Annotated in this window: 8 protein-coding genes and 1 pseudogene; 5 read left to right on the top strand and 4 right to left on the bottom strand. The window is 68.7% G+C overall.

The genetic code is table 11. The features are described from left to right. Positions 1–198: 198 nt before the first annotated feature. The gene (locus ACIQBL_RS20095; RefSeq protein ID WP_401943570.1) at positions 199–462 is read right to left on the bottom strand and encodes a hypothetical protein; all 264 of its coding nucleotides are present in this window, start codon (positions 460–462) and stop codon (positions 199–201) included. After that, a complete protein-coding gene (locus ACIQBL_RS20090; protein ID WP_401943568.1) occupies positions 450–725 on the bottom strand; it encodes a hypothetical protein in 276 nt (91 codons plus the stop codon). The genes ACIQBL_RS20095 and ACIQBL_RS20090 overlap by 13 nt, the downstream gene beginning before the upstream one ends. A 298-nt stretch (positions 726–1,023) precedes the next feature. On the opposite strand from ACIQBL_RS20090, the gene ACIQBL_RS20085 reads away from it, so the two are divergent. Beyond that, a complete protein-coding gene (locus ACIQBL_RS20085; RefSeq protein WP_401943565.1) occupies positions 1,024–4,662 on the top strand; it encodes a helix-turn-helix domain-containing protein in 3,639 nt (1,212 codons plus the stop codon). Positions 4,663–5,533: 871 nt separating this feature from the next. On the opposite strand, the gene ACIQBL_RS20080 is transcribed toward ACIQBL_RS20085, so the two are convergent. Then, positions 5,534–6,121 (bottom strand): peptidoglycan-binding protein, encoded by a 588-nt coding sequence (locus tag ACIQBL_RS20080; protein ID WP_401943564.1) that lies wholly within the window; start codon positions 6,119–6,121, stop codon positions 5,534–5,536. Between the two features lie 383 nt (positions 6,122–6,504). On the opposite strand from ACIQBL_RS20080, the gene ACIQBL_RS20075 reads away from it, so the two are divergent. After that, complete coding sequence (locus ACIQBL_RS20075) at positions 6,505–9,276, top strand: hypothetical protein (protein WP_401943561.1); 2,772 nt, start codon at positions 6,505–6,507, stop codon at positions 9,274–9,276. A gap of 67 nt (positions 9,277–9,343) precedes the next feature. Here ACIQBL_RS20075 and ACIQBL_RS20070 read toward each other — a convergent pair whose 3' ends face one another. Further along, the gene (locus tag ACIQBL_RS20070) at positions 9,344–9,772 is read right to left on the bottom strand and encodes a condensation domain-containing protein (RefSeq protein ID WP_401943560.1); all 429 of its coding nucleotides are present in this window, start codon (positions 9,770–9,772) and stop codon (positions 9,344–9,346) included. Between the two features lie 398 nt (positions 9,773–10,170). Here ACIQBL_RS20070 and ccrA point away from each other — a divergent pair. The 3 genes and pseudogenes from ccrA (at position 10,171) to ACIQBL_RS20055 (ending at position 13,122) form a co-directional block, all read left to right on the top strand. Next, positions 10,171–11,510: pseudogene (ccrA, locus tag ACIQBL_RS20065) on the top strand (crotonyl-CoA carboxylase/reductase). Positions 11,511–11,737: 227 nt separating this feature from the next. Then, a complete protein-coding gene (locus ACIQBL_RS20060; protein ID WP_401944036.1) occupies positions 11,738–12,343 on the top strand; it encodes an ATP-dependent Clp protease proteolytic subunit in 606 nt (201 codons plus the stop codon). A 104-nt stretch (positions 12,344–12,447) separates the two neighbouring features. Beyond that, the gene (locus ACIQBL_RS20055; RefSeq protein WP_401943557.1) at positions 12,448–13,122 is read left to right on the top strand and encodes an ATP-dependent Clp protease proteolytic subunit; all 675 of its coding nucleotides are present in this window, start codon (positions 12,448–12,450) and stop codon (positions 13,120–13,122) included. Positions 13,123–13,449 lie beyond the last annotated feature (327 nt).

Below are 13,449 nucleotides of genomic sequence, written 5' to 3'. Positions count from 1 at the left end.
GTCGCGGCTGCGGAGTCGTACGCGATGAGGGCTGTCGCAGTGGCGACGAAGACAACGAGGACGATCACGCAGCGGGTTCCGCGGCGCGAGACGGTCCGGCACGGGCACATGGTCCAGCTCCCGGTTCAAGGACAGGGCGGGCGGTGGGCGGGCGCGACGCCGGCTCGTGGAGAGCCGGCGCCGGGGTAAGGGGACAGGTCAGAGTTCGGAGCACCAGGGCAGACCGCTGTAACTCAGGTAGAGGTCGACTCCGCGGGGGCCGGCACAGTTTTCGATGACTGCGGCGCCCAGGCTCAGGACCGCAGACAGCGCCGCGGCGTATCCCGCGAGCGGGGGGAAGAGATTGGCCACGGCCGCAGCGCCGGCCCCGGTGCGCAGCAGCCTCACCAACTTGTCGACGTAGGGCTTCTGCAGCCGCAGGACGGCTCCCCAGGAGTGGAACTCCACGGTCAGCCGCTCCACGCGGCCACGGCGCGGAAAGCGTCGCGGGGCCTGTCGAGGGCGGCGGCGCCGCGGGTGGGCCCGGGGAGCGCGACAGTGACAGTGCCGTCGGTGTTCTGCAGGTGCGCGTCGGACGCTGCGGGCGACGCGGAGGAAACGGCCGGGTGCCGGGCGGTGTTGGCCGAGGCGGCCCGTGCCGCAGGAGCGGCACCGTCGGCGAGCGGGGCGGCGCTGAGCAGGATGCCCGAGCAGGTCTGCCCGGGGCGACGAAGCAGGACGGACATGACGTGGTCCTTCCGGTCGGGTGAGCCGTCCGGCGGGTGGCAGCGTGCTGCCCCCGCTGTGACTCACAGGGGTGGGATGCGGCGGCCGAGGTGTCCCGGGGAGCCGCTGCTCCGATGTTTCGACCATCCGCGGCCGGCCGATAGCGGTTGCGTTTTGCTGAATGGGCCGCAACCCCGCAACGCCTCCTGACCTGTTGCGTTACGGCGGCGTACCCGCCGTCGTTGGGTGATGCGGCGGTGTCTTTCCGTCAGGCAGGGGTGGGAGGGTATGAATCCGGACGGCGATCCTGATGGCGAGGTGACTTTCGGCTCGGAGCTGCGCCGCAGGCGCACAGCCGCGGGCATGTCGCTGAAGGCGCTGGCTGAGGCGGTCTTCAGCGACAAGGGATTCATCAGCAGGGTCGAGAACGGGCACCGGCGGCCGGACGAGTTGTTCGCCCGCCGCTGTGACGAGAGGCTCGGGGCCGGCGGTGAACTGCTGGCGCTCGCCGTCGGTATGCCTGCCACCTGCCCCTACCGGGGGCTGGCGCCGTTTCGCACGCAGGACGCGAACTGGTTCTTCGGACGTGCCCAGGCCCTGTCCGACCTGGTGTGCCTGCTCGGGGACGTAGGCAGCGAGGGGCATCCGGTGATGGTGCTGGGGCCCTCCGGTGTCGGTAAGTCCTCCCTGCTGCGCGCCGGTCTCGCCCCGGCGGTGGCCCAGGGAGCGCTGCCGGGCCGGGTACCGGGCGAGCCGTCCGTGCTCTACCTCACCCCCACCGCCCATCCGGTACGCGAGCTGCGGGAGCAGGCCGGCCGCAGGCCGTTGTCCGACCATGCCCTGCTGATCGTGGACCAGTTCGAGGAACTGTTCACCCTGGCCCCGGAGGGCGAACGTGAATCCTTCGCCGACCAGCTGTGCGACCTGGCCCGGGGCGGCCTCCCCGTGGTCATCGGCATGCGGGCCGACTTCTACGGCCGCTGCCTGACCCACCCGCGGTTGCGCGAGGCACTGCGTGTCCGTTCCCTGCCCCTGGGGCCGATGACGGCCCAGGAGATGCGCCAGGCCATCACCGAACCCGCCGCAGCGGCCGGTCTGACCCTGGAACCAGGACTGGTCAACGTCCTCATGAAGGACCTCGGAGCACGCGACTGCGAAACCGGGGCCCTGCCACTGCTCTCCCACGCATTACGCGCCACCTGGCAGCACCGCGACGACGGCAGGCTCACCGTCGCCGGCTACGAAGCCACGGGCGGTGTCCACCGGGCCGTGGCAACCACGGCGGAACGCGCCTACGCACAACTCACCCCCGCCGGGCGCGAGACGGCCCGGCGCGTGCTGCTGAGCCTGGTACGGGTCGGCGACGGCAGCGAAGCCGACACTCGCCGGCGCATCGACCACACAGAGCACCACGAACCCGCGGTGTTGCCCGTGGTCGAGGAGTTCACCCGCGCCCGCCTGCTGACCGCCGACGCAGGGTCCGTGGAGATCAGCCACGAGGCGCTGCTGCACGCCTGGCCACGATTACGCCAGTGGATCGACGCCGACCGCGCCGGTCTGCTCCTGCGTCAGGAACTGGCCGACGCGGCCTCCGCCTGGAACGGCGGAGACCGTGACGACAGCCTGCTCTTCCGCGGCAGCCGTCTGGCCGCCGCCGAGGAGTGGTCCGCCGCCCATCCGGCGCGTACGACACCGCTGGTCGCTGCCTTCCTCAGGACGGGCCGCCGACACGAGCAGCGCGGTATCCGTCGGCTGCGCCGTCTTGTGGCGGCTCTGGTGGCTCTGTTTCTGGCCGCCACGGCGGCGCTGATATCCGCCGTCGTCCAGAAGGGGGAGGCCGACACCCGGCGTGACCAGGCGACCTCCGCCAGGCTGGTCGCCCAGTCGGACGCCGTACGCCGTGCCGACCCCGCCCTCGCCGCGCAGCTGGCACTCGCCGCCCGCAAGGCGGCCCGCTCGGCCGAAGCCGACGGCGCCCTGCTCAGCTCGTCGTCCACGCCGTATGTCACCCGCTATCTGGGCGGCGGCACGGACGTGACGGTCTCGGCGATGGGCCCCGACCACCGGCTGATCGCGGCAGGCACCCGGCGCGGCCGGGTCGCCGTCTGGGACACCCGCGGACCGGCACCGCACCGACCCGTGATCCTCCGCGTGTCCCTCTCAGCGGTCACCCGCATCGCCATCGACCCACACGGCGTCATGGCGGTCGCCGCCGCCACCGGTCCCGTACGGATGTGGAACCTGCGCGACGCGCTCGCCCACGACCCGCCGTGGACGCTGCCCGGCAGTGTCGGCAAGGTCACCGGCATGGCGTTCAGCTTGGACGGAACCCGGCTGGTCACCGGCGACGCCTCGGGCGTCCTGAGCCTGTGGGACGCCACCCGGACCAGCCGTCCGTCCCTGTTGCACCGCTGGCAGGGCCACACCGGGCAGATCACCGACCTGTCGCTCAGCAGGGACGGCCGCGTCCTGGCCACCATCGGCACGGACCACCAGGCCTTCACCTGGGGACTCACCGATCCCCGGAACCCCGCGCGGCACCGCGTCGACGTGCCGGACAGCCGGCCCACGCTCTACGCGGTCGCGCTGAGCGCCGACGGCCACACACTCGCCCTGACCGCCTATGGCAGGACCTGCCCCGTCTGGCTCGCCCCCGTCGACACCCACGCGGTGACCGGCCGCCTCAACTGGCTGTACGCGTCCCCCAACATCGCCATCGACCTCGCCCTCACCCCGGACGGGCGCACCCTGGCGGTCGGCGAGAGCGACAGCACCGTACGCCTGTGGAACACCGCCGACCACTGGGGTCCCCTTCCGCTGCCCTTGCCCGCGCGGGCCGGAGAAGGCCTGGCCTTCGGAGCCGACGGCACCTCACTGCACGCCTCGACCCCCGACGGCGGCGCCTACCTCTGGCACTCGGTTGTCCCACCGGTGGGCCACCGAGACGCGATCACCACCCTGCAGACCAGCCACGACCGGCCACTCGCCGTCACCACCAGCGACGACGGCACCGCCAGGCTCTGGGACACCACCCACGACCAGCCCCGCCCCCAGGGCCCCATGGACTGCGACGGACGCCCGCTCGATGCCGCCGCCATCAGCCGCGACGGCCACCTGGCGGCCGTCGCAGCGTCCGGGTTCAGCGCCCGTACGCCCGTCTGCTTGTGGGACATCACCAAGCCCCGCCACCCGAAGCGGCTCAGCCACTGGTACGCGCACGGCGACAACTCCATCACCAGCCTCGCCTTCAGCCGTGCCGCGACAACCCTGGTGACCGGCGGCAACGACGCCACCGCCATCGCCTGGGACATCACCCGGCCCAGCGCCTCGTCCGCCCCGCCAGCCATCGCCCACCTGACGCGCAAGGAGTTCGTCAACGTCCTGAGCCTCACCTTCCTCGGCGACACCAAGACGGTCGCCATCGGCACCTATCAGCAAGGCGTACAGCTCTGGGACACCACGTCCTCCCGCACTCACCCCCGCCTCTTCGCCCTGCCCGTGCGCGGCGGCGCCGTCGGAAGTCTGTCCGCGAACGACGACGGCACCCTCCTCGCCGCCGGCAGCCACGACAACAACGCCTACCTCTGGGACCTGCGGCGCCGAGCGGCGAAACCCCGCACTCTGCGAGGGCACACGGCGCCCGTCGCGGTCGACCTCAGCCCGGACGGCACGCGCCTGCTCACCTCCACAGCAACGGAAGGCCCCGCTCGGCTGTGGCGCATCTCAGGCACCCGGCAACCAGACGTCACCATCGTCTACAGCGGCGACACCGGCCGGGCCACCCTCGCCAGCACCGGCATGATGATCGCCGTCAATCCAGCCGTCAGGACGCTCCTCATCCGCCCCACCGACATCGACGCCGTCGCCGGCAGCGTGTGCACACGGGCCGGAGCCCCCCTGACCCCACAGGAACGTGGCCTCTACATCCCCGAGCCGTACCGCTCACCATGCCCGTAGCGAAGCGAGGAAGACCGAATTCCAGAAGGGCCTCCAGATATGCGCTCCTTCCCGACCTCGCTCAACCGGCTCGACGGCTGACTCCAGGCTTCCCTGCGTAGCCCCCGCTCGTAGAGCCGTTCACGGATGACGCCCTGGCGGTGATGCGGGAGGAGACTGGCGCCGACGTCGGCTGCTTCACCGTCCACGAGAGCGCCACGGCCTAGGTCCTGCATCCCGAACACGGAGCCATGGGCCACGCCCCGGGTGTCTACCTCGTACGCCGGCAGGTCGAGGACAAGGATCGCATCGTCCTCGAACGAACCGGCGGAATCGTCACAAGGGACGTCGGGCGGGGGTGTGAGGGTACTGAGCGTTTTCCAACCCCAATTTGAGCAGGACAGATGCAATGGTCTCGACCGCTTCGTGATCGATCCCGTGTGCGGCGAGGCGGGCCAGGATCTCGTCGAGGTCGTTCCCACCGAGCGTGACCATGGCTCCGCCTGATCGCTCAGCGCCCACGTCCCGATCGTCAACGACGACCCACGCGTTCTCACCGACCCGTCACAGGTACTCCTCGCCGATGATCCTGTCCGCCGGGCGCCCGAAGAACACCTCGAACCCTCCAGTGCCTTGATCCGGATACTCACGTACATGACGCTGTACAGGTCCACTCGGATGCCCGAGGGCGAGCGCCGGGCCCTGCTTCCAGGCGCGGCCAGGCAGCCGGTCGGTGGGTCTTCCCCCGCCCTCTGATCCTCCTGGAGCACTGGCAGGCCGGAGACGGCGACGATCGCCTCGATCAGATCGCACGACTTGACCGCCGTCTCCCAGCCCACCCCTGGACCTCTCTGCGTTTCGCCTCACACCACTGAAAATGGTGCAGTCCGGGTCATCCCGCTGGAGGGATCTCCGCGAGGTTCTTGCAGACCCACGTCGTTGCCCCGCTCCCGACCTCCTGGCCCACAGCTGCCGCTGCGGCGGCAGCCGCAGGGTTCCAGGTCTTGGCGCCATCAGCGAGCCCGGCAACCACCCAGACCGCCGCACCGACCCCCTTTCCCACAAGGTTGCAGACTCCGTCCGCCGCTTTGTTGTATCCGTCCTGCGCCGGAGCTGTGACCGTTGGGGCAGGCGGGTCCGCGGGAGCTGTCAGGTGCGGGGTGGGGACGGAGGCATCCGTCGTCAGCGCGGCCTTCGTGTCGGGGCCCGCGATCCCGTCGACGGCGAGGCCGTGCGATGTCTGGAAGGCGCGCGTGGCCTTGGCGGTGAGAGGCCCGTCGATCCCGTCGACGACCAGGTTGGCGCCGTTTGCGTTGAGCGCCTCCTGCAGCGCGGCGACACACGGACCCGCCAACCCCTGCGCCAAGTCGGGGCATTCGAACGTCAAGTTGGGTGATGCTGTTGCGGTGGCCGCGAGGCCGCCTAGGACGAGGCTGGTCGCCGATACTGCGGCAATCAGCACACGCGTGGTGGTCTTCATCTCAATACCCTCCCTGGAGATACAGGGAGCCAGTCTGGTCCCGAAAGCAGGCATTTAGTACTACTGGTTAGTGTTGCTACGAAGTGCGAGAGTTTTCCTGAATGCGCCAATGCGCCGCCGGACTTGGGAACCAAGCGGTCACGTTTGGCGTCACGGTCCGCTGCTGCGGCTCGCAGGACGGCGGACGCGGTGTCCGTTCTCGTCCTGGCGGTCGACGTCCGGGAGTCCCGCTCGCGTCGCGGGTCTGGGGACGCTTAAGGTCCGAGGCATCCGCCGGTGCGACGGATACGTCGTGAAAGGCTGCATGACGAACATATATGTTCAGTTGGGTAAAATTCGTGACTTCACGCATGCGTGCGCGCTGACCCCAGTTGAATCCCCGCATGGATCAGCAAGTGCCCCCGTCCTTCCCGCCGTCTCCTGGCGCGGACCGGTTCGTCCGTGCGTGGGACCAGCTCGTCACCACGAGATCCGGTCGCCGGTCGACCGCGGCGGCTCTCCTGCTCCTGTCGGAAGGGCCCACCGAACCGGCCCGCGCCATGCTGCTGGGGCTGTCCGCACGCCTCGTCGCGGACGATGCCGTCCTGGCTCCGCACGCGCTCGTGGAGGAGGCCGCGGGCCCCACCACGGTGGCCGACCTGTGCGAGCAGCTCGCCGCAGACCTGCCCGAGTCGATGCCGCCAGGCTCGGGCCGTCTGCGGTTCCCCTCGTACTGGCTGATGCGTGACATCGCCGGTGCCGAGCTGACGGAGGCGCCGGAGCGGCGCGGCCGGGAATTGCGCGGGTACCTGTACGCCAGGCATCTGCAACGCGCCGACGGCGGCAAGCTGCTGCGGGAACGGCTGCGTGAACACGGCGCCGGAGTCCTGCGCCCCCTCGCCGTCGCCGTCGACCTGTGGGAACTGATGGCCGGCCCGTTGTTCGGACGCCGCGTCCGCCGCCGCATGCTGCCCCGGCGAGGCCGCGGCTGGTACGCACGCTGGGCCCGGCACGGCGGCCGTCCCGTGAAGGACTTCTTCGCCTCGGCCCAGAGCCTCGCGCCCGGCGGCCGGTACGCCACCCCGGACCGCGTCGAGCAGGCCCTCATCAGGGCACTCCTCGGTGACCTCGATGAGGCACTGCGGCGCAGTCTGTTCTCGCCGTGGCGACGCCGGCGCGGTGCTCGGTTCGTGCTGTTCTTCACGGGGGCGGACCGGCCACCGTCGAGCGGGGCCCATGCCGCGCCCGCTAGGCCAGGCGCCGTGCACCGCTTCCTGAGCGAATACCTGGAGGCCGTAGGGGACGGGGGCTCCACCTCGACGTCGGTGGTCGTCTCCGGCGACCGGCGCCTGGCCGAGGAGCTGAGCGTGCCGGTACGAGAGGGCACGGACCTGGAGACGGCGGCGCAGCGACTGCAGAACCGCATCGGGAGCGGGGACGGCGACCCTTCTGTGGTCGTGGTGGCTGTACCCCGCCCCGAGGGCGTCCCCGCCGGAGCGCCGGGCAGCGTCTCCGCGCCGGTGGTCGACCGGCGTGCGGACGCCTGGCTGCGCCGCCACCCGAACGTACAGACGGAGACGTTCCGTTGGGGCCCGCGGACCGGACTCGTGCTCAGCGCGATCGGCACCGTGCTGGTGCTCCTGGCCACGGGAGCCGGCGCGAGCAAGTACTTCGAGGAACTGGTGCTCCCGCCGTGCCCCGGGGACCAATTCCCAGGTCCGGCCAGAACCGGCTGCCTCGGACTGAGCGACGGGCGCGAGCGCTTCGACGGCATGTCCCCGGAGTTCCGGCCCCTGTTCAAGGAGATCGCCGAGCAGAACCGCCTCGCCGACAAGCAGGAGAAAGGCGGATCCATCGTCCGCACGGTGGCCTACGTAGGCGCCATCACGGCCGTGGAGAAGGACCAGGCCCAGCAGCGTGGCGTCCTGCCGGAACTCCGCGGTGTCCTTCTCGCTCAGAAGTCGGTCAACGCCGCAGCGCTCGCGGACAACCGGAAGGTCTGGCTGAAACTGCTGCTGGTCAACACCGGGCCGAAGTACGCGGCCGGGGTCACGGCGGCGAAGATGGTCGTCGCGCGCCGGGACAAGGACCACCTGGCGGGCGCCGTCGGCTTCGGTATGAGCCTTCAGCGCAACTTCGACACGATGAAGGTGTTCGACGACGCGTCGGTGCCGATGATCGGCACCACCGGCACGGCGGACCAGCTCCTCCAGCAGTCCCAGCAGTACTACCAGACCGCCCCGATCAACGACCGTGAGGCCGCCGCGGCCGCCCTCTTCGTCAGCCGCCAGGCTGTCGTCGTCCATCCGGACGGTCGCAGGTCGATCGCCGGCGGGGCCGTGGTCGTGGAGAATCCCAGCGCGGACGACATCTACAGCCGGAATCTCGCGGAGGACTTCCAACGCCGCTTCCTGGATCAGGTGCAGGGCCCTGTCACCCGTCTCGGATACGCCCCCGACCGCGACGCGGTGAAGAACCCGGACGTCACCGTCGTGGACTCCACCGCCGCGCTGGCCCAGCGGGTGTGCGACGTGCTGGCGGCCCGACGCGACACCGTGGTCTTCTGGGCGGCCCGTGGCCCCGAGCTGATCGCCTTCCTGTACGACTTCCAGGCCCTGCCCACCTGCGGCGGCAAGCTCACCGTGCTGGGTGGGGACGACATCACCAATTCCCTCGTCGCGGACGCCCGGCCCACCACGAAGTACAGCAACCTCACCCTGTACCACGTGGCCCACGCGGTGCCCATGCTGGACGAGCCGAACGTCCAGGCAAAGCAGTTCGACAGCTTGTACGAGAAGGAGTTCGGCACCCAGGACGGCATGTTCACCGACGGCTGGCCCGCGCTGGGCTTCGACGCGCTGAACGTGCTGTCCACTGCCGTGAACGAGGCGTACCAGAACTCGGGCAGCAAGGCCTTCGACCGGGCCACGATCTCCAGCATCCTGCACTCAGGCATCGGCCAGGTCCACGAGGGGATCCAGGGCGCCACGGGCGTGTTCAGCTTCAACGGCACCCAGACCTCCACCCGGGTGCCCCTCGACAAGCCGCTGTACGTCGTCCACGACACGGACACCGGACCGGTGATCGCCATGAAGTGCGGCCTGTTCGCGATCGGAAGAAACGTCACCGAATGGGGCAGCCGATCACAACACCCGTGCCCACGCGACACGAACTGAGCGGAGCACCGAGGCACGGGCAGTCGGCCGGACACGTGGCCGACTGCCCCAGGTTCTGCCCGATGGATCATGGCCGGAGCCCTCGCTTGATGACTGCGGCGGTGACGGTGCCCTGAAGCTTGCCGGCTCGGCCACCCGAAGGCCGGCGTACTCCCGCCTGACCTGGTCGGAGAAGAGGTACGGGCCCCCAGGCATCGGTGATCAGGAGGTGCGCCGCGAGAAAGATCCGGACGGTGGTGTCCGTCTCCCGGAGCAGCACCGGCCGGCTCGGCGGCCCGTCGTTCAGGTCGAAGGGCCGTACTGACTCGTCGGCGATCCACGCCTCACAGCTCGCCTCGGGATCCGTGTCGCCGGAGAGGTCCAGCACCTCGACGTCGGGCGGTGATCCGTCGGTCCGCTCGTACGGAGTGCCGTCCCGCTCCGCGAACCGCGGCCTAAAGGCGTCGTTGGCTCGCACGATATTCCGCTCCGCGGGTGAGCAAGAGGTCGTGGACAATTTCCCCGAGAAATCGCTGGCTCAGGTGGATCGTGAACTGCGGACTGCTGGGAAACGGCTCGTGCGCCACCCGGATATCGCGTTGACAGGCTGTCAAAGGAATGGATGCTGTCACGGACTGCCTTCGGCTCCCGGAGCCGGCGGCCGTTCGGCGGTGATGAACTCTGCCCGGTATGTTGGGCGCCATCCAAAAATTCTGGAGCCTGGTAGCCCCGATACCAGCCACCGCAATTCCACTGACCACACGCCGGGTTGAGTGGTTCCCATCGGCGGGATAAAATCCGCGGACCTTTTTCCGAGCGGCCGTAGCGGAATACGCGCATGGTCGGGAAGAATCTGCAAGCGGACCGGCCGACCGCTTCCTGCTCATGGGGAACGCCCTGCCCGCAGGAGCCTCCATGAACGAGTTATTGGCCGTCGTCACCGAGGCGGCGGATCCGGATGACTTCGCCGCACTGCCAATTCTCGAGTCGTGTCGTGCCATCACCCTGCGCAAGGACGAGACCGAACACTTCGCGGGTCTGGACAGTCGCGACAAAGACCCGCGCAAGTCCGTGCATCTTGCGGAGGTACCGGTGCCCGAGCCGGGCGAGGTGCTGGTCGCTGTGATGGCCAGTTCCGTCAACTACAACACCGTGTGGAGCGCCGTCTTCGAGCCGGTGCCCACGTTCGCCTTGCTGAAGCGTTACGGCCGGACTTCGCCGCTCGCGCATCGCCACGATCTGCCGTACCACGTCATCGGTTCCGACCTGGCGGGATTCGTGCTGCGTACCGGACCGGGCGTGCGCGCCTGGCGGCCCGGCGACAAGGGCGTCGCACACTGCCTGTCCGTGGAACTGGAGTCGGCGGACGGCCACGACGACACCATGCTCGACCCGGAGCAGCGGATCTGGTGCTACGAGGCGAACTTCGGCGGACTGGCCGAGATCGCTCCGGTCGAGTCCAACCAACTGATGCCCAAGGCGGGGCACTTGACATGGGGGGAGGCTGCCACGTCGGGACTGGTCAACTCCACCGTCTACCGTCAGCTGGTCAGCCGCAACGGCGCCGACCTGAAACAGGGCGACAACGTACTGGTTCGGGGGCGACTGGGGGCTGGCCTCGTACGCGACCCAACTCGCCCTGGCCGGCGGCGCCCGGCCGGTGTGCGTGGCGTCCGACCGGGCGAAGGCGGATCTGTGCCGCACGGTGGGCGCGGACGTGGTGATCGACCGCAGCGCCGAGGACTACCGGTTCTGGAACGTGGACGGGACGCAAAACCCACGTGAGTGGCGACGGTTCGGCAGCCGCATCCGCGAGTTCACCGGTGGCGAGGACGTCGACATCGTGCTGGAACCCAGGCCGGGACACCTTCGGAGCCCCCGTCTACGTCACCCGGCGGGGCGGCACGGTGGTGACCTGCGCATCCACCACCGGTTACACGCACGAGTACGACAACCGCTACCTGTGGATGTCCCTGAAGCGGATCACCGGGTCCCCTTTCGCCGGCTAACGCGGGGTGTGGGAGGCGAACCGCCTCACCTGCAAGGCGCGGGGCCGCCCAACACTGTCCCGGGTCTGTACGTCGGCGGACAGCGGCCAGGCCGCGTTCGACGTCCATCGCAACCGGCACCACGGAAAGGTGGGCGTCCTCCGCCCTGCCCCCAGGGAGGGTCTCGGGGTGAGCGAACCGGAGCTTCAAGCACAACACATTTCAGCCATCACTCGATTCCGGGACACCGTCGAGTCCGTTGCCTGATGGTCCTCTGCTGTCAGCTAAGCAGCTGCCGAATCGAGGACACGTCCCAGCTGCCGTGTTAGCGTTGGGACGGTATCCGCGGTTAATCAAAAGGCCGACACATTCGGCATTTCGCGACAGCGGATATAAAGGCAAGAGAAAGACTCCGGGCGGCTGCCACAAGCGCCGCCTCCATTATCTCTGGGGGTTCAGTGACCTTAGCGCGCGACTATTCGTCTGCCTCGCAGATGCCGCGGGGCGAAGGCGGCATCAGCGGCATGGCAATGGGTGACCAAGTGTTCAGCCGACTCCTGAGCGACCGCATCGTCTTCCTCGGTAAGGAAGTCGATGACGACATCGCGAACAAGCTCACGGCTCAGTTGCTGATGCTCGCCGCGGAATCCAGTGAAGACATCTACCTCTACATCAACTCTCCTGGTGGTTCGGTCACTGCGGGAATGGCCGTGTACGACACCATGCACTACATCAGGAACGACGTGGTGACGATCGCCATGGGCTTCTGCGCATCCATGGGCCAGTTCCTGCTGACCGCCGGCGCAAAGGGCAAGCGGTACGCCCTGCCCAACACCAAGATCCTCATGCACCAGCCGTCGGCCGGACTCGGCGGCTCGGCCAGTGACATCAAGATCTACGCCGAACAACTGCTGCGCACCAAGCAGGAGATGGCGGCGCTGATCGCCCAGCATTCCGGACAGGACATCGACACGATCACCAGGGACTCGGACCGCGACAAGTGGTTCACGGCACAGGAAGCCGCGGAGTACGGGCTCATTGACGCGGTGATGAAGTCCGCCTCTGGTGTCTCGGGGGCCGGTGGCACGCTCGTGTCCTGAACGGACAACGGCCCGGCAAGGACCCCCTCACCCCTCAGGGACCGAGCCGGGCCGACCGCGTCCGGCCACCGCAGTCACACCCGACCCCAAGAGGAACCGAGACCATGGCCCTGCACGATCGTCCGGCCTCTGCATTCGGCGGTACGCCACCGCAGGCCCGATACATAGTGCCCCGCTTCGTCGAACGCACGGCACAGGGAACGCGTGAGTACGACCCTTACTCCAAGCTCTTCGAGGAGCGCATCGTGTTCCTCGGAGCGGAGATCGACGACACATCCGCCAACGACGTCATGGCGCAGCTCCTCTGTCTCGAATCCATGGACCCGGATCGGGACATCGCGTTCTACATAAACTCGCCGGGCGGCTCCCACACCGCCATGACAGCGATCTACGACACGATGCAATTCGTGAAGCCCGACATCCAGACAGTCTGCATCGGTCAGGCCGCCTCCGTCGCCGCTGTCCTCCTGGCCGCCGGCACTCCCGGAAAACGCGCTGCGCTGCCGGGGTCACGCGTACTGCTGCATCAACCCCACAGCGGGGGAGAGCGCGGACAGATCTCCGATCTGGAGATCCAGGCCCGCGAGATCCAGCGTGTGCGCACGCTGGTGGAGACCGTCCTGGCCCGTCACTCCGGCCGGCCGCTGGAGCAGATAGAGCAGGACATCGAGCGGGACAAGATCCTCACGGCCGAACAGGCGGCTGAATACGGCCTGATCGACCACGTACTGACCAGTCGCAAGAACGTACTGAACGATCGGAACAACGGAACGTCTTGACAGACCGCAAGGATCGGATCTCCGCCGATCACTTCTTCTCCGCCGACCTCCGGGTGGGGCGGATCCTGGACGTTCAGGATCCGGATGGATTGCCCGATTCGGGGTAACCGTGGACGAACGGCCGAATGCGCGCGCAGGGCCGGGCGGAGCATCCAGGTGCCCTTCCGGTACTACGCGAAGTTCCTGGAGTTGGCCCGGAAATACTCCGGACCAACTGGTCAGCGATGGGGTGACGGTGGGGCAAAGTGGGAGTAAGGAAGCATTTCACCTTGCTGCCTGAATGATGGTTGTGAAGGGTGCCTGACGGGATTTTTACCAGGTCAGGCA

It is taken from the genome of Streptomyces sp. NPDC088350 (assembly GCF_044753545.1).
Classification (GTDB): Bacteria; Actinomycetota; Actinomycetes; order Streptomycetales; family Streptomycetaceae; genus Streptomyces.
The sequence above is the reverse complement of the archived record's forward strand: the minus strand, read 5'-3'. Positions and strand labels throughout refer to the sequence as shown.

Excerpts from the sequence above, each read along its gene's own strand:
- ACIQBL_RS20090 (WP_401943568.1), bottom strand. The coding sequence starts at position 725 with ATGTCCGTCCTGCTTCGTCGCCCCGGGCAGACCTGCTCGGGCATCCTG.
- ACIQBL_RS20080 (WP_401943564.1), bottom strand. The coding sequence starts at position 6,121 with ATGAAGACCACCACGCGTGTGCTGATTGCCGCAGTATCGGCGACCAGC.
- ACIQBL_RS20075 (WP_401943561.1), top strand. The coding sequence starts at position 6,505 with ATGGATCAGCAAGTGCCCCCGTCCTTCCCGCCGTCTCCTGGCGCGGAC.
- ACIQBL_RS20060 (WP_401944036.1), top strand. The coding sequence starts at position 11,738 with ATGCCGCGGGGCGAAGGCGGCATCAGCGGCATGGCAATGGGTGACCAA.
- ACIQBL_RS20055 (WP_401943557.1), top strand. The coding sequence starts at position 12,448 with ATGGCCCTGCACGATCGTCCGGCCTCTGCATTCGGCGGTACGCCACCG.